A 16500-nucleotide genomic window follows, 5' to 3' on the forward strand; every position below is an offset into this window, starting at 1 on the left:
ATTGCCGCTTGCTTTTTCCGCAAAAGTGTGGCGCATAATGAGCCAGCGGGGTTTCCCCCGCTTAAAGTTTGCGGTGATCCGTCAGTTTCGCGCTGAGAGCGTCATTGAGATTAGCTGGCTGCGTTTTCGGGACTCCATCGCTTTTTCCATGTGTTTTTGAGGAGTCCCTCAATGGGCAACAAACTGTACGTCGGCAACCTGCCGTACTCGGTGCGCGACAGCGATCTCGAACAGGCCTTTGGCCAATTCGGCGCAGTGACCAGCGCCAAGGTCATGATGGAGCGCGACACAGGCCGCTCCAAGGGCTTTGGTTTCGTGGAAATGGGCAGTGACGCGGAAGCCCAGGCCGCCATCAATGGCATGAATGGCCAGCCACTGGGTGGCCGCAGCATCGTCGTGAACGAAGCACGCCCCATGGAGCCCCGCCCACCCCGCAGTGGCGGATTTGGCGGCGGTGGCGGCGGTGGTGGCGGTTACGGCGGCGGCGGTGGTCGCAGTGGTGGCGGCGGTTACGGCGGTGGCCGTGAAGGCGGCGGCGGTGGTGGTTATGGCGGCGGCCGCGAGGGTGGCGGCGGTTACGGCGGCGGTGGTGGCGGTGGCCGCAGCGAAGGCGGATTCCGCAGCCCCTACGGCTCTGGCTCCCGCAACGGCGGTGGCGGCGGTGGCCGCAACGGCGGTGGTGGCGGCTATGGTGGCGGTGGTGGCAACGGCTACTGAAGCAGACCTGCGACGTTTCTCTGAAAGCCCCCTCGGGGGCTTTTTTCATGCACGACCGCCACGCCTTGCTTCTATCGCAGCCAGGACCGCCCCGAACCGGCGGCCAAAAACCACCTCCGGTGGACCTAGGAGCTACTGCTCGCTCTGCCGCCGCTTGCGCGGGCGCCCGGCCAGCAGTTTGTCGAACAGCACGTTCGGCACCATGCGCAGCAACTTGGCAACCACCCCCATTTGCCAGGGGATGACCCGGTAGCTGGCACCCGCCGTGATGGCCCGGAAGGCACGGTCCGCAAAGTCATCGGCCTGCATCAGAAACGGCATGCTGTAGCGGTTCTGGCGGGTGAGCGGCGTGTCGATGTAGCCCGGAGAAATGGTGACCACACGCACTCCGTGGGGGCGCATCTCCCCGCGCAGGCTCTCGCAGTAGCTGATGACGGCCGCCTTGCTGGCGCAATACGCACCATGCCCGGGCAGGCCACGGATGCCTGCCACGCTGCCGATGCCCACCAGCGTGCCGCTGCCCCGCTGCGCCATCGCGTCGGCAAAGGGATGGAAGGTGGCCGCCACGCCGATGTTGTTGGTGGCAAAGGTGCGTGCCATCACGTCGATGTCGTCGCGCACTGCCGTGTCCATGCCCACGCTGATACCCGCATTGGCAATGACCACGTCAGGCACCCCTTGGCGTGCGATGCAATCGCGGCCCGCAGCAACGATGCTGTCGGTCACGGCTACATCTGCACTATAAATTTCGTAGCTGTCAGCGCTTATTCCTTGAGCGCTAGCCCATGTTTTGACCTCAGAAGTGCGGCGCGCCACCAGGGCCAGGCGGTAGCCCGACCGGTGAAAGCGCAGGGCCAGGGCCTGGCCGATGCCGCTGGACGCGCCGGTGATGAAGACTAGGGGAGTGGTCATGCGGGCTCCGATCGGGGCGGCGTACTAGGGCTTGGCCGCGCCGGGCTGGAGCACGCCACGCACACGTCCGCGCAGCTGCAGCACCTGGTCGAGGTTGTCGTAGTCCATGCCGTCGGCCGTGAAGCGATCATTGCCGCGCGTGAGGGTGACGGGCTTGTCGGAACGCACGCGTTCGGTGTTGGTGTAGGCGTGCAGAAATTCGCTGCGGAACTCCAGCCGAGGCTGGGCGGGTGACCCAGGCTTGGCGGGCAGGGGCTCGCGCGTGACGATGGCATTGCCAAACAGCTGCACCTCCGAACCATCGGCGTTGGTCAGGGCGCGGTCTGCCGTGGCCACGGTGAGGCGGCCCTGCGGCGTCACCGAGCGCATGCGCGCTTTGTCGATCTCCAGCGTGTCGGAGTCGGGGTAGTGCCGCGCTTCTTCGCCCTGCACTTCGCTTTGCAGGCGCCCGCTCGCGTCAAAGCTTTTTACCGAGAACGACTTCATGAAATAGTCGGGCTGGTTGCCTTGTTGGCGCTCGATGGCAGGCAGCAGGGGCATGGGCGCGTTGCGCACCAGCCACCAGGTGCCCAGCGCCAGCAGCCCCATGAGCACGACGGGCAGATAGAGCGAGAACTGTTCCCAGCCCTGGCGGACCCAGTTGCGCATCACGGTGTTGCCTCCGGGCCCGGCACGACAACCTGGCAGGTGGGGAAAGAGCGCAGAAAACCCGGGTTCATGCGGTGTACTCCGCCAGCAGTGCGGCATAGCGGCCCGAGGCCACCAGCAGCAGATCACACAGCTCGCGCGCGGCACCATCGCCGCCCCGGGCCTGCGTCACAAAATGGGCGGCATGGCGCACTTCGGCCTGGGCGTTGGCCGGGGCGCACGCAAAAGCACTGCGGCGCATCACCGGCAGGTCGGGCCAGTCGTCACCCATCGCAGCAGCCTGGGACCAGTCCAGCCCCAGCGTGGCCAGCATCTGTTCAGCGGCGGGGCGTTTGTCTTCGGTGCCGAACACCGCGTGTTCGACCCCCAGCGCCTTCAGGCGCACGCGCAGCGGCGCGGAGTCGCGGCCCGTGATGACCGCAGGCGTGATGCCTGCCTTTTGCAGCAGCTTGAGCCCATGCCCGTCCAGCGTATTGAAGCGCTTGAGCGTTTCGCCCGATTCGCTGAAATACAGGCCGCCATCGGTCAGCACACCATCGACATCGAAGAAGGCAATGCGCACGCCTTGGGCGCGCAGCAGCAGCTCGGGGGGAAATTGCAGCACGGGCAGGGTCATTTCAATAAGGGGCATGCAGATCGAACGGGCACAGCCAAGACCAGTGCACCCGTGGAACCGGCTTCGCCGGGCCACCGGGTGCGTCCCCTAAGGGGGAAGGCGCGCAGCGACTCAGGGGGGTCATTTGAAGTGAGGTCATATGACTTTGGCTCGCATCAGGTCGCCGATGTGCACCACCCCCGTGAGCACCCCTCCCGCATCCACCACCAGCACGCTGGTGATGGCATGCGCCTCCATCATTTCGGCGGCGTCCACCGCAAGGGCGTCCGGGGCAATGCGGCGCGGGTGGGGGTGCATGACCTGGCCCGCCGTGGCCGTGCGCAGGTCGGCCCCGGCCTCGATGCGGCGGCGCAGGTCGCCGTCGGTGAAGATGCCCAGCACCTGGCCGGCGGCATCCACGACGGCCGAGGCGCCCAGGCCCTTGGCACTCATTTCGCGCATGAGGTCGCTGAAGGAGGCGTCGGGAGCCACACGCGGCACCTCCCTGCCGGTGCGCATGACATCGCTCACATGGGTGAGCAGCTTGCGCCCCAACGCACCGCCAGGGTGCGAACGGGCAAAGTCTTCAGGGCGGAAGCCCCGGGCGTCGAGCAGGGCTACGGCCAGCGCGTCGCCCATGGCCAGCTGGGCCGTGGTGCTGGCGGTGGGGGCCAGGTTCAGGGGGCAGGCCTCGCGCTCCACGCTGCAGTCGAGCACCAGGTCGGCATGGCGGGCGAGCGTGGACTGCAGCCCGCCGGTCATCGCGATCAGCGGGGCGCCCAGGCGCTTGAGCACGGGCAGGATGGCCGTCAGTTCACCACTTTCGCCGCTGTTGGAGATCGCCAGGACCAGGTCGTCGCCCGTGACCATGCCCAGATCGCCGTGGCTGGCCTCGGCCGGGTGCACAAAAAACGCTGGCGTGCCCGTAGATGCCAGCGTGGCTGCAATCTTGCGGCCCACGTGGCCGCTTTTGCCCATGCCCATCACCACCACACGGCCACGGGCCTGCAGCACCATCAACACGGCCTCGGCAAACACGCCATCGACGCGGGCCGCCAGCCCGGTCAGCGCCGCCGCCTCAATGTCAAAGGTCTCGCGGGCCAGGCGCAGGGCCTGTTCGGCGTCAAAAGGGGGCAGCGTGGCGGGCACAGGGGTCATCCGGTGGATTCTATCGACCGGGCATGCCTGCGCGGGTGGCAGATTTTTTGCCCTGGCTCTGGCATGGACCCTGCTTCGGACAGAAAACACCGAGGGCCGCAGGAAGGCTCGGATAGCATCGAACCATGTCCTCACTCGCCCTCACCTTGCTTTACCTGTTGGCCGCAGTGCTGGGTGTTGTGGTCTGCCGCAGCCTCAAGCTGCCACCCATGCTCGGCTACCTGGCTGCGGGGGTGCTCATCGGCCCCCATGCGCTGGCGCTGACGCAGAACTCGGAAGGGGTGCGGCACCTGGGCGAGTTTGGCGTGGTGTTCCTGATGTTCGCCATCGGGCTGGAGTTCAGCCTGCCCAAGCTGCGCGCCATGCGGCGCCAGGTGTTCGGCCTGGGACTGATGCAGGTGGTGCTGACGATGGTGGTGGTCACCGGCGCGGCACTGGTGCTCTCCCGCTGGGTGGGCGGCGTGTGGGATATGGGCTGGCAGACGGCGCTGGCGCTCTCGGGCGTGATGGCGATGAGCAGTACGGCCATTGTGGTCAAGCTCATGGCCGAGCGGGCCGAGCTCGAAAGCGAACATGGCCGCCGCGTGATGGGTATTCTGCTGTTCCAGGATCTGGCCGTGGTGCCGCTGCTGGTGTTGATCCCCGCGCTGAGTTCCTCGTCAGACCAGCTGCTGACCGCGCTGGCGTGGGCGCTGGTCAAGGCCACGGTGCTGGTGGGCATTCTGCTCACGGGCGGGCAGCGGTTCATGCGCTGGTGGCTCACGCTGGTGGCGCGGCGCAAGAGCGAGGAGCTGTTCATGCTCAACCTGCTGCTGATCACGCTGGGCCTGGCCTGGCTGACCGAACTGGCGGGGCTGAGCCTGGCGCTGGGCGCCTTCATCGCGGGCGTGCTGGTGTCCGAGACAGAGTACAAGCACCAGGTGGGCACGGACATCCGCCCGTTTCACGATGTGCTGCTGGGGCTGTTTTTCATCACCATCGGCATGATGCTGGACTGGCACATCCTGGTGGACCGCTGGGCGCTGGTGCTGGCCCTGCTGACGGTGCCGCTGGTGGTCAAGCTGGGGATCATCCTGGTGCTGGCCCGCAGCATGGGGGCCACCACGGGCGTGGCCCTGCGCACCGGGCTCTACCTGGCCCAGGCGGGGGAGTTCGGATTTGTGCTGCTGTCGCTCACGCAGGCCAACGGGCTGGTGCAGCCCGCGCTGATGAACCCCATCCTGGCGGCCATGGTGCTGTCCATGCTGGCGACGCCGTTTCTCATCATGTACAGCAACCGCATCGTGATGAAGCTGGTGGCCAGCGACTGGCTGCAGCAGTCGCTGCAGATGACGTCCATCGCGCGCAAATCCATCAACACCAGCAAACACGTGATCATCTGCGGCTACGGCCGCTGCGGACAAAACCTGGCGCGAATGCTGGAGCATGAAGGCATCCCCTACATGGCGCTGGACCTGGACCCGGACCGTGTGCGCCAGGCCGCCGCTGCGGGCGATTCGGTGGTGTATGGCGACGCCACCCGCCTGCAGGCGCTGATGGCCGCTGGCCTGGTGCGTGCCAGCGCGGTGGCGATCACCTACATCGACGTGCCGGCCGCCCTGAAGGTGCTGGCCAACGCGCGCTCGCACGCACCGCAGGTGCCCGTGGTGGTGCGCACGCAGGACGACCTGCACCTGGACAAGCTGCAAGAGGCGGGCGCCACCGAGGTCGTGCCCGAGGCGATCGAAGGCTCGCTCATGCTCGCCAGCCACGCGCTGGCCCTGGTGGGCGTGCCCATGCGCCGCGTGCTGCGCCTGGTGCAGGACCAGCGCGATGCGCGCTACAACCTGCTGCGCGGCTACTTCCACGGCGCCGACGACGACACGGCCAACGAGCGCGACCAAGAACGCCTGTCCACCATCAACCTGCCGCCCGGCTCCACAGCCCTGGGCCGCAGCCTGGGCCAGCTGGCCCTGCCCGCCATGGGCGTTCGGGTGGTGAACCTGCGGCGTGGCAACGGCCACATCAGCGCAGCGGAGGACGACGCACAGCTGGCCGAAGGCGACACGCTGGTGCTCTCAGGGCACCCGGCGGCGCTGGCACTGGCGGAGGACAAGTTGTTGCGGGGGTAAAGGCAGGGTACATCCCCCTGAGGCACTGCGTGCCTTCCCCCTTCTCTCTAAGCGCTACGCGCTCCGGGAAGGGGGACGATGCCCTCGCTGCGGGGCGGCCCTTGCTTGGCATCTCTCGCCTAGTGCGTGCCAGTGGCTGAGGCTGGCGCCAAAATTTGAACTAAATATGGCCCTAGCGCTTATCTATCAAGCGTCAATAGCTATATATTTAATAGCAAACTACAAAAGCTCGGCGGGCCCTGGCCGCCCGAACAGATAGCCCTGGAACTGCTGGCAACCGTTGCGCAACAGGAACGCGCGCTGCCCTTCGGTTTCCACCCCTTCGGCCACCACGTCCAGGCCCAGGCTGTGGGCCAGGGTGATGATGGTGCAGGCGATGGTGGCGTCGTTGGGGTCGGTGAGCACGTCGCGCACAAAGCTCTGGTCGATCTTGAGCTGGTCCAGTGGCAGGCGCTTGAGGTAGCTCAGGCTCGAATAGCCCGTGCCAAAGTCGTCCAGCGAGAAGCCCACGCCGAGCGTGCGCAGTGCCTGCATCTTGAGGATGCTGTCTTCCACGTCATGCAGCAGCAGGCTTTCGGTCAGTTCGAGCTTGAGGTGGGCCGGGTCCGCCCCGCAATCGCGCAGCACGCTGAGCACTTCGTCGGCAAAGCCGGGTTGGCGAAACTCCTGCGCGCTCACGTTCACGGCCACGGTCCAGTCCGCAGTGTGCGGCGCTGTTGCCCAGAGCGCCAGCTGGCGGCAGGCCATGGTCAGCACCTGGCGCCCTAGCGCCAGGATCAGTCCGGTCTGCTCTGCCAGGGAGATGAAGTCGCCGGGAGGCACCATGCCGCGCTGCGGGTGGTTCCAGCGCACCAGCGCCTCGGCCCCCAGCACCTTGCCGGCCTCGTCCACCACCGGCTGGTAGTGCAGCAGGAACTCGTTGCGCAGAATGCCCTGCCGCATGTCGCCTTCCAGCGCCGACCTCGCAGACGCCGCCGCCTGCATGGCGGGGTCAAAGAAACACAGCGTGTTGCGGCCCTGCGCCTTGGCCTGGTACATGGCCAGATCGGCGCGCTGGAGCAGCTCCTGCACGGGCAGCTGCACACCGCGAAAAAGGGCAATGCCGATGCTGGGCGTGCTGTGCACTTCGCTGTTTTGCACCACGTAGGGCTCATTCAGCGCCGCCAGCACCTTTTGCGCCACGGCCTCGGCTTCGGCGGCCGCAACGTCCACCTCGGCGTGGAGGCCCTGCAGCACCACCACGAACTCGTCGCCACCCAAACGCGCCACCGTGTCGGTGGCGCGGACGCACGCGCCGATGCGCCCGCCCACCTGCACGAGCAGCCGGTCTCCCCACTCGTGGCCCATGGTGTCGTTGATGCCCTTGAAGTTGTCGAGGTCCAGGAACAGCAAAGCCCCGTGGCATCCCTCCCGCGCACACGCGTTGGCCGCGCGGTCCAGCCGGTCCATGAGCAGCCGCCGATTGGGAAGGCCGGTGAGTTCGTCATAGAAGGCCAGGCGCTGGATCTCGGCCTCGGCCAGCTTGCGTTCGGTGATGTCGCGCGCCACGCCCCGGTAGCCCGTGAACTGGCCGGCACCATCAAAGATGGGCTCCCCGCTGATGGAGACCCACACGGGCTTTCCGTCTTCGGTCAGACGTTGCATTTCAAAGTCGTGGAACACCTCGTGCGCCTCCAGTTGCCTGCGGTGCTCCCGCCATTGGCCCTCGCTCACAAAGGTATTGGGCAGCTCCCAGCGCGTGCGCCCGTAGTGCATCTCGTCGGGTACACCGGCATCGTTGTAGGGGTTGCCGTCCAGGCGCACAAAGCGGAACTGCGCATCCTGCTCCCAGTACCAGTCGGAGGACAGGTGGGTGAGGCTGCGCCAGCGCGATTCGCTCAGGCGCAAGGCCTCCAGGGTGCTCAGGTAGTCGGTCACGTCCGTGAAAGTGCGCACGCGCCCCCCTGGCTCCAGGGCCCGGGTGCGCACTTCGATGTAGCGGCCGTTGTGGGTGCGCCGCACATAGGTGTCCGGCATGGTGAGCTTGCCACCGTGGGCCGCATATTCCGACGCCACATAGTTGCGCGCCGTGGGTTCTATCAGCTCAAATCCGGTGCCGAAATCGCCCCGTTCGGTCTGAAACCGCACCACGTCCTCGACTTTGGGCTGGGCGGCCAGCAGGGATTCGGGCAGGTCAAGCAGCTCCAGATAGCGCCGGTTGTAGACGCGGATACGTCCCTCCGCATCCACGTTGGTAATGCCTTGCGACACGCTGGCCAGCGTGCCTTCGAGGGCGCGCGTCTTCTCCGCCAGCAACGCGCTGGTGCGCGCGAGTTCCACCTCGACCGCGCTGCGCGCCAGCTCGGCTCGGCGGGCCATTTCCAGCTGGCCCACGGTGTTGAGCAGGGGCTGGAGAAACTGCACGTCTGCCGCCGAATACCCCTCGGGCCGATTGGCCAGGCCCACCATGGCCACCAGCTCGCCCGCCGCATGGATGGGCAGCCCCAGGTAGGTGTGCAGCGGGGGATGGCCCGGGGGCGTGCCCGCGCTGCGCATGTCATGGCGTGCATCGTTGGTGAGCACCGGCTCGCCCGACACCAGCGCCGCGCCCACCAGGGACTGCAGGTTGTCGAACACCATGCCTTCTTCTGCGTGCTGGGCATAGAGGGCATGGGAGGCCTCGTCCCAACTGATGTCCGTCATCGCATGCACCCGCAGGAAGGGATGCCCGTCGGCGGCACGTTGTACCTGGCCCACCAGGCCAAAGGCACTTTGCGTGAGCGACATCAGCTCCTTGAGCAGGGCCTCGAACGCGGCGCGCGGGCCCGAACTGGCGATAAACATGGCCTGCGCGAGCGATATCGCCTGCAGCAACCGGTGCTGGCGCGTCAGCATGGCCTCTGCCACCAGCCGGGCACGGGCGCTGGAACTGCGCTCCAGCACCGCATCGATCTGCGCGGGCAGGGTCAGCAGGTAGTCCAGCGCAGGGTCCTGCACAGCATAGTCATCAAAGCCGTGGCGCAGGGCCTGGGCCGCATGGGTCTCGGCGCCCTTGCGCACGATGATCATGGCCGGGACGCCATCGAGCAGCCGCAGCAGGTCAAAGGCCGAGCCATCGACGCTGCGCTGCGCCGCCAGCACAATGTCCGGCCTGCTGTGCTCCAGGTGGTCCCGGGCCTGCGCCAGCGACTGAGCCACATCCACCCGCCAGCCGGACCAGGGGTCTGCGAGCGCATCCACCACCGCCTGCGCGTGGTGGTGATCGCTTTCGATCAGCAGGATGGAGATGGGCATGGCCGATCGGCGTTGTGGAGTGGTCCAACGGGGGGCGTTACCAAGGGTGTAACAGCACGGAAACATTATGGGGGCTTGCAGCGCTCCGGGCACACCCCCAGGGCACCCACCCCCGGCTGGATACACTTTGCCCCACAACGGCCTTTGGCCTGCGCACGTTTGCGCGTGCAGCCTTTCTTTACCCCCTCGACCCCATGCAGCCACTCAGCGTCAACGAATACCTCCGCCAGCACATCCGCACCGTACCCGACTGGCCCGCGCCCGGTGTGCAGTTCCGGGACATCACCCCGCTGCTGCAGGACCCCAAGGTGTTCCGCGTGCTGATCGACGCCTTTGTGCACCGCTACATGGACAAGGCGCTGCGCCCGGATGTGGTGGCCGGGCTGGATGCACGCGGCTTCATCCTGGGTGCCGTGGTGGCCTATGAACTCAACGTGGGTTTTGTGCCTATCCGCAAGAAGGGCAAGCTGCCCTTCACCACGGTGGAGGAAACCTATGAACTTGAATACGGCAGCGCCACGGTGGAGCTGCACACCGACGCCGTAAAGGCAGGCGACCGCGTGCTGCTGATCGATGACCTCATTGCCACGGGCGGCACGATGATGGCGGGCCGCAAGCTGCTGGAGAAACTGGGCGCGACGGTGACCGAGGGCGCCGCCATCGTGGACCTGCCCGAGCTGGGAGGCTCCAAACGGCTGCGCGAATCCGGCCTGCCGCTGTACACGCTGGTGGACTTCGAGGGCCACTGATCACGGCCGCCCAGAGTCCGACGTGCTGCGGCCCGCAGGGTCAGTTCAGTTCAGCTCGCCGTACTGGGTGCTGCTCAGGTCCGGCGCGGGGCCATCGGACCCGGGCATTTCGGTGTCTTCAAACCCCGTAGGCTGCGAAGGCGGCAGCAAAGGCCCCGAACGCACAGGCACACCGGGCTTGGCCGCTGCCAGCGGCACTGCGGCGGTGGTGCCTGCCGCCGAGGCCAGGGCGCGCTTGAACGCCGCCACTTCGTCCGCCTCGATGGGTTCGTACCGTGGTGCTGGGCGTGGTGCGGCGGCGGGCGCAGTGGGCGCCGCAGCAGGCGCAACCGCCGGAGCAGCCAGGGGAGGGCGCAGTGGCGCGGGGGCCGTGGCGGCGGCTGTCGGCACGGGCGCCACCGGGCGGACCGGGGTGGCCACCACCGGAGCGGGTGCCGTAGCCACCGGAACCGGCCGCCGGGCCAGCGGTGGCGCTGCCTGCAGGGAAGCCCCCTGGGGCGCAACCCCCTTCTGGGGGATACCCACTGCCACGTGGTCATTGATGCGCCAGTACACGGCGGTTACCAGGATGTCGTAGCGGGTTTTGGCCGTCTGGGCAATCAGCGCCTCGATTTCGGACAGGCGCACAGTTTCTCCACCGTATTCACGCGCCAGGTCCATCATGACCAGAAACTGGCGCCCCCGCTGGTCCAGCGACAGCACCTTGAACTTGTAGCTGGCCGACAGCACACCGGCCCGCACCATCGCGTCGCGGACCACCGTGTAGAGCAGCTCGCGGCGCTCCATGCGTTCGTTCTTGCGGTTGGCGGCGTGCTCGGGAGGCAGGGGCTCCACCAGCGGTTTGCCCTGGCGGCCTGGCGAGAGCGGTACCGTGGCATCGGCATTCAACAGGCCCGACGGTTCGGCCATGGGCCGGGGCTTGGGGGGAGCAGGTTTGCGGCTAAACCAACTGAACAGAGACATGGCTTGCTTTCTACGGGACGGCGCCAGAAAAATCCAAATTGAGTGTAACTTGCTGTACACCCATTCTTGCCCCGCAAAAGCCCGCAGGCCACCACCACATCGGTGGTCTGTCAGGTGGCCGCAACGCGGCGGCGGCGATTGCCCAGCCGCTTGGCCAGTACCGCACCAGCGGCCATCACCAGACCCAGCGCAATGGCAGGCTGGCGGATGGAAAGTTCGGTGAAGCGGATGGCGGTCAGGCTCCACAGCTTGCAGGGCGCGCTGGCCTGCACGGTGGCGCTACGGGAGCGGTGCGAGAAAAACGCACCTTCGCCCACCACGGAGCCTGCCCCGACGATCGCCAGACGCAAGCGCTCTTTTTCGTCCTGGTAGTGCACGCTCAGGCTGCCGCTTTCCACCAGGTACAAGGTGCGGTCTGTAGCGCCCTGGGTGAACAACACCTGTCCGGCGGGCATGACCACGGGCAGAAGATAAGACGAGAGGATGTCCCACTGCGCCTGGGTCAGCGGGTTGGTCATGCTGTCGTCGGCACTGGCCTGTGCGATGGCATCGATCAGACCTTGCAGGTCTACCTTGGAAACAACAGGCGTGGGAACATTCATGGTTTGCCGAAAGTACCCTTGTTACAGATTGCGCACAAGCGCTGTTTACGTCCATTTACAACATAAGCGACAGGCGGCGGCCTGTGCGCCCTGGTCGGAGGCCAGCCCGTTCAAACTGCACGAACAGTCGCACTTCTGCGGACCTATTTGCCAATACAAAAACTGGAAAAAATGACGCCCAGCAGGTCATCCGAGCTGAACTCGCCGGTGATGGCGCTGAGGGCATTCTGGGCCAGGCGCAACTCTTCGGCCAACAGATCCAGCGCCGGGCCCTGGGCCTGCAGCTGGTCGGCCGCCTCTTGCAGGTGAGCCCCCACTGCCTGCAAAGCCTCCACATGCCGGGCGCGGGCAATGTAGAGGCCTTCCGGCGCAGACTGCCAGCCGGCTACTTCCAGAAGCAGGCGCCGCAGACCATCCAGGCCCTCGCCCGTCCGGGCAGACAGGTGCACGCCAGGCCGGGCGTTTTCACCCGCCGCCGCAGCCGCCCCTGGCGCCCGGTCGAGCTTGTTCCAGACGTCAATCACGGGAATGCTCTTGGGCATTTTTTGGGCCATGGCGCTTGCTATATCGGCGTCACCAGCTATGTATTCAGGAGCATCCGCACGCTCCAGGTCATGCAGGAACAGCACCGCGTCGGCCCCGGCAATTTCGTCCCAGGCGCGGGCGATGCCGATGCGCTCCACCTCGTCGCTGCTGTCGCGCAGGCCGGCGGTGTCGATGATGTGCAGGGGCACACCTTCGATCTGGATGGTCTGCTGCACCTTGTCGCGGGTGGTGCCTGCAATGGGGGTGACGATGGCCAGCTCGGCCCCCGCCAGCGCGTTGAGCAACGAGCTTTTACCGGCATTGGGCTGGCCTGCGATCACCACCTTGATGCCCTCGCGCAGCAGCGCGCCCTGGCGCGCCCGCTGCATCACAGAGGCCAATGTTTGCTGCAAATTCGATAGCTGTCCATGCGCATCTGCCTTACGCAGGAAGTCGATTTCTTCCTCAGGGAAGTCCAGCGTGGCCTCCACCAGCATGCGCAGGTGGATGAGGGCATCACGCAGGCCATGGATCTCGGCCGAAAAAGCCCCGGTCAGCGAGCGGCTGGCGCTGCGGGCAGCCGCCTCGGTGCTGGCGTCGATCAGGTCGGCAATCGCCTCGGCCTGGGCCAGGTCGATCTTGTCGTTCAGGAAGGCTCGTTCGGTGAACTCGCCCGGCTGGGCGACGCGCAAGCCGCGCAGATTGGGCTGGCCGGTAGCGGGGTCGGTGGCGGCACCCGCCTCCAGGCAGCGTGCCAGCAGCAGTTGCAGCACCACCGGGCCGCCGTGGGCCTGCAGCTCCAGCACGTCTTCGCCGGTGTAGCTGTGCGGGCCGGGAAAGTACAGCGCCAGCCCCTGGTCGATGGCCTGGCCCTGCGCATCGCGAAAGGGCAGGTAGGTGGCCTCGCGGGGCTTGAGGGTGCGCCCGCAAACCGCCTGCACCAGCGCATCCAACCCGCGCCCTGACACGCGCACGATGCCGACGGCCCCACGCCCCGGGGCGGTGGCGATGGCGACGATGGGGTCTTGGTGGCGGGCAAGCATGGTGGTGACTGTACAGGGTGGATGGGCAAGAAAAAGGCCGCTTGCGCGGCCTTTCGGGAGTCAGTTCATTGATGTCAGCGTTGCCGCTGCGGCATCACTTGAACTTCGGCAAGTTAAATTGCGGTGGCACGCCCATGCGGGTGTTGATGAGCCACTGCTGCGCAATCGACAGGATGTTGTTGGTCAGCCAGTACAGCACCAGGCCGGCCGGGAAGAAGAAGAACATCACGCTGAAGATCAGCGGCATGAACCACATCATCTTGGCCTGCATCGGGTCTGGCGGCGCGGGGTTCAGGGCTGTCTGCAGCAGCGAGCTGGCCGTCATCAGCAAGGGCAGGATGAAGAACGGGTCAGGCGTGGAGAGGTCGTGGATCCAGCCGATCCAGGGCGCGTTGCGCATTTCCACGCTGGACAGCAGCACCCAGTACAGCGCAATGAACACAGGGATCTGGATCATGATAGGGAAGCAGCCGCCCATAGGGTTGACCTTCTCCTCGCGGTAGATGCGCATCATCTCCTGCTGCATCTGCTGCGGCTTGTCCTTCAGGCGCTCGCGCATCTCCATGATCTTGGGGTTGATGGCCTTCATCTTGGCCATGCTGGCGTAGGCCTTGGCGTTGAGCCAGTAGAACGCGATCTTGAGCAACAGCACCAGGGCGACGATGGACCAGCCCCAGTTGTTCAGCAGCTTGTGCAGCTGGTCCAGCAGCCAGTACAGCGGCTTGGACAGGATGGTGAGCCAGCCATAGTCCTTGACCAGCTCCAGGCCGGGGTACAGCTTTTCCATCATCGTTTCGACCTGCGGGCCAGCGAACAGGCGCGCATCGATGGTCTTGGTGGCACCGGGCTCGATGGCGCCCAGCGAGGTCAGCATACCCACTGAGTACAGGTTGGTGTCCACCTTGCGGGTGAAGGGCTCGCGCTGCACACCGTCGGCCAGCAGCCATGCTGTGGCGAAGTAATGCTGCACCATGGCAACGTAGCCGTTGGGCGAGTCCTTGGGGATGTCGATCTTGCCGTTGTCGATGTCCTTGAACTCGATCTTCTGGTACTTCTTGGCGTCGGTGTAGACGGCCGGGCCGGTGAAGGTGGAGTAGAACGACGACTCTCCGGGAGGCTTGTTGCCATCGCGCACCAATTGCAGGTACAGCTGGGGCGACACCGCCGCGCTGCCCGTATTGACGATGTCGTGCTTGACAGCGATGTCATAGGCGCCACGCTTGATGGTCCAGGTCTTGACCAGCTTCACGCCGCCCTGTGCAGGCGATTCGAAGCGAACGCTGATTTCATCTTCACCGTCCTTGAGTTCACGCGGGCCGGGCACCACGGTCATGGCAGTCTTGTGGGTGGGGAACGTGCCACCGATCAGGCCGGTTTGCGCCACATAAACGCGCTGGGCGCTTTCGTCCAGCAACAGGAAATTGCGGGCCTTGTCGGCCATGTCGGCGTGCTTGAGCAGCTCGGCATGCGTGAGCGAGCCGCCTTCGCTGTCAAACACCAGGCGATACAGGTCGGTCTTGACCTCGATGCGCTCGCGGGGGGCAGGTGCTGCCGCAGCAGCCGCTGGCTGGCCCGGCACGGCGGAGGCCCCCGTCGCTGCAGCGGCCACGGGTGCACTCGTGGAAGGCACGCTGGCAGCCCCGGTCGCGCCCGACGCAGCGCCAGCAGCGGCGGGTGCCGTCACGGCGGGCGTGGTGGGGAAAAAGGTGGCTTTGTTGCCGTTGTGCAGCTGCCACTTGTCCCACAGCAGAACCATGGAAAAGCCAAAAATCACCCACAGGATGGTGCGGCGAATGTCGTTCATGAAGACTTCTTTGGTGAGGATGGTTGGGTGTTGGAAGGATGAAGCCGCGAGAAAAGCCGCATGCTGCGCGGCAATTGTTGCGGGACCGGGTCATGGCCCCCGTCACACCAGGGGTGGCAGCGTACCAGCCTGCGCACCGTGAGATAGCTACCCGCCGCAGCGCCATGCTGCTCCAGCGCCTGCAGTGAATAGGCCGAGCAGGTCGGTTCAAACCGGCACGACGAACCCAGCCAAGGGCTCAGGAACAGCCGGTAGCCGTTGACGACACCGATCAAGAGGCGCTGCATCAGCATGGCACCACCGGCTCTGCAACACCACCTTGTTGCTGCGCGGGGGAAGCAGCACCGGCCCCACCTGCACGCCGTGCGGCGTAGCCAAACAGCTGCAGCAGCTCTGCCCGCACCGCCTGCTTGAGCTGGTCGGACGTAGCGCTCACAAACTGCTTGCGGTCAAACGCCGTGCGCAGACGCACCACATGGGCGGCCTGCGGGAGCCGTGCTTCAAACGTGGCGCCCACGGTGTAGATCTGTCGCTTGATGGTGTTGCGCGTCACGGCGCGGCGCGCCCAGCGCTTGGGCACCATGGCACCCAGCCAGACGCCCTGCACGGCAAACAGGGCCTGCGGCCCTTGCTGTTGTGGCAAGGAGCCGGGCCCTGTGGGTAAAGCAGCACTGGCTTGGCGGTCAGCCGCAGCACGTTCGGCATCCAGCACCAGACGGTGCAGCACAAAATGCGCTGTACGGGAGACAGTGCCCCCCGCCATGGTGGCCTGGAACTGCGGACGGGTTTTCAGCCTGTGCATGCAAGCGCCCCGTTTGGAACCTGGCGGTACAAGCCGGGAACAGGCGGGGAGCAGGCCGTAGACCGTAGCGGCCTTAGACGGCCAGGCGCTTGCGACCCTTGGCGCGGCGTGCGTTGATAACGGCACGGCCGCCGCGGGTCTTCATGCGGACGAGGAAACCGTGGGTGCGCGCGCGGCGCGTCTTGGAGGGCTGATAAGTACGTTTCATGGTGCTATTCCTTGAGGTTCAGTTCCGGACTGCTGCTCTTGAACCCCCTGCAATCTGCGCAGCCACGCCCTGTACAACAGGACTTTGGCGGCAGATCCACGGGGCAGAAATAACGGCGCGCCGGGTCAAATCACCCTGAACACATTCAGGGAAACCCGAGATTATCGCAGGCTAGCCAGCTGCTGGCAATGCCTTTTGGCTGGCAGGCTTATCTCCGGATCACGTTTCGGCTTGTTTTATCGCGGCTTTTCGCGGGTTCACGGCAATTACAGCTGCGGTTTTCAATGGGTACACGCCAGCACCACAGCGCCCCCTGAACGACTATCAACACCTCTGACCACCGCAGTTTTCAAATTGTGGATAACTATTTGACAAGCTACAATCCGCCGC

General features: G+C 65.9%; 15 protein-coding genes. 3 read left to right on the top strand and 12 right to left on the bottom strand.

The genetic code is table 11. The features are described from left to right. Positions 1-171: 171 nt before the first annotated feature. The gene (locus ACSQ22_RS03455) at positions 172-717 is read left to right on the top strand and encodes an RNA recognition motif domain-containing protein (protein ID WP_436129437.1); all 546 of its coding nucleotides are present in this window, start codon (positions 172-174) and stop codon (positions 715-717) included. Positions 718-849: 132 nt separating this feature from the next. On the opposite strand, the gene ACSQ22_RS03460 is transcribed toward ACSQ22_RS03455, so the two are convergent. The 4 genes from ACSQ22_RS03460 to ACSQ22_RS03475 all read right to left on the bottom strand — a co-directional run bounded on the left by ACSQ22_RS03460 (position 850) and on the right by ACSQ22_RS03475 (position 4030). Beyond that, the gene (locus ACSQ22_RS03460) at positions 850-1629 is read right to left on the bottom strand and encodes an SDR family oxidoreductase (protein ID WP_436129438.1); all 780 of its coding nucleotides are present in this window, start codon (positions 1627-1629) and stop codon (positions 850-852) included. Between the two features lie 24 nt (positions 1630-1653). Then, positions 1654-2277: an LPS export ABC transporter periplasmic protein LptC gene (lptC, locus tag ACSQ22_RS03465; protein ID WP_121421699.1), complete on the bottom strand. Its 624-nt coding sequence runs from the start codon at positions 2275-2277 to the stop codon at positions 1654-1656. 67 nt (positions 2278-2344) lie between these two features. Next, complete coding sequence (locus ACSQ22_RS03470; RefSeq protein WP_436129439.1) at positions 2345-2908, bottom strand: KdsC family phosphatase; 564 nt, start codon at positions 2906-2908, stop codon at positions 2345-2347. A 120-nt stretch (positions 2909-3028) separates the two neighbouring features. Continuing rightward, positions 3029-4030, bottom strand: a complete 1002-nt coding sequence (locus ACSQ22_RS03475) for a KpsF/GutQ family sugar-phosphate isomerase (protein ID WP_436129440.1) — start codon at positions 4028-4030, stop codon at positions 3029-3031. 125 nt (positions 4031-4155) lie between these two features. Between ACSQ22_RS03475 and ACSQ22_RS03480 the strand changes: the two genes are divergently transcribed. After that, a complete protein-coding gene (locus ACSQ22_RS03480; RefSeq protein ID WP_055401241.1) occupies positions 4156-6141 on the top strand; it encodes a monovalent cation:proton antiporter family protein in 1986 nt (661 codons plus the stop codon). A 219-nt stretch (positions 6142-6360) separates the two neighbouring features. On the opposite strand, the gene ACSQ22_RS03485 is transcribed toward ACSQ22_RS03480, so the two are convergent. After that, on the bottom strand, positions 6361-9414 hold the full coding sequence (locus ACSQ22_RS03485) for an EAL domain-containing protein (protein ID WP_436129441.1): 3054 nt from the start codon (positions 9412-9414) through the stop codon (positions 6361-6363). A 194-nt stretch (positions 9415-9608) separates the two neighbouring features. Between ACSQ22_RS03485 and ACSQ22_RS03490 the strand changes: the two genes are divergently transcribed. Continuing rightward, complete coding sequence (locus ACSQ22_RS03490; RefSeq protein WP_121421703.1) at positions 9609-10163, top strand: adenine phosphoribosyltransferase; 555 nt, start codon at positions 9609-9611, stop codon at positions 10161-10163. Positions 10164-10208: 45 nt separating this feature from the next. Here the strand turns inward: ACSQ22_RS03490 and ACSQ22_RS03495 are convergent, their stop codons facing one another. From ACSQ22_RS03495 to rpmH, 7 genes are all read right to left on the bottom strand, one after another. Continuing rightward, a complete protein-coding gene (locus tag ACSQ22_RS03495) occupies positions 10209-11126 on the bottom strand; it encodes a hypothetical protein (RefSeq protein WP_436129442.1) in 918 nt (305 codons plus the stop codon). A 110-nt stretch (positions 11127-11236) separates the two neighbouring features. Further along, complete coding sequence (locus ACSQ22_RS03500; protein ID WP_055401233.1) at positions 11237-11728, bottom strand: Crp/Fnr family transcriptional regulator; 492 nt, start codon at positions 11726-11728, stop codon at positions 11237-11239. A gap of 143 nt (positions 11729-11871) precedes the next feature. Beyond that, positions 11872-13296 carry a tRNA uridine-5-carboxymethylaminomethyl(34) synthesis GTPase MnmE gene (gene mnmE, locus ACSQ22_RS03505; protein WP_121508085.1) on the bottom strand — a complete coding sequence of 475 codons (1425 nt, stop codon included), beginning with the start codon at positions 13294-13296 and terminating at the stop codon, positions 11872-11874. Between the two features lie 94 nt (positions 13297-13390). Next, positions 13391-15100 (bottom strand): membrane protein insertase YidC, encoded by a 1710-nt coding sequence (yidC, locus tag ACSQ22_RS03510; protein ID WP_121421705.1) that lies wholly within the window; start codon positions 15098-15100, stop codon positions 13391-13393. Then, positions 15097-15390, bottom strand: coding sequence for a membrane protein insertion efficiency factor YidD (gene yidD, locus ACSQ22_RS03515; protein ID WP_436129638.1), 294 nt, complete (start codon positions 15388-15390; stop codon positions 15097-15099). Before yidD ends, yidC begins: the two co-directional genes overlap by 4 nt. Next, positions 15387-15902, bottom strand: coding sequence for a ribonuclease P protein component (locus tag ACSQ22_RS03520; RefSeq protein ID WP_436129443.1), 516 nt, complete (start codon positions 15900-15902; stop codon positions 15387-15389). Before ACSQ22_RS03520 ends, yidD begins: the two co-directional genes overlap by 4 nt. 73 nt (positions 15903-15975) lie before the next feature. Next, positions 15976-16110, bottom strand: coding sequence for a 50S ribosomal protein L34 (rpmH, locus tag ACSQ22_RS03525; RefSeq protein ID WP_005798102.1), 135 nt, complete (start codon positions 16108-16110; stop codon positions 15976-15978). Between the last annotated feature and the right edge of the window lie 390 nt (positions 16111-16500).

Origin of the sequence: Acidovorax sp. LjRoot38 (assembly GCF_964252975.1) — a bacterium.
In the GTDB taxonomy this organism is placed as follows: domain Bacteria; phylum Pseudomonadota; class Gammaproteobacteria; order Burkholderiales; family Burkholderiaceae_C; genus Acidovorax; species Acidovorax facilis.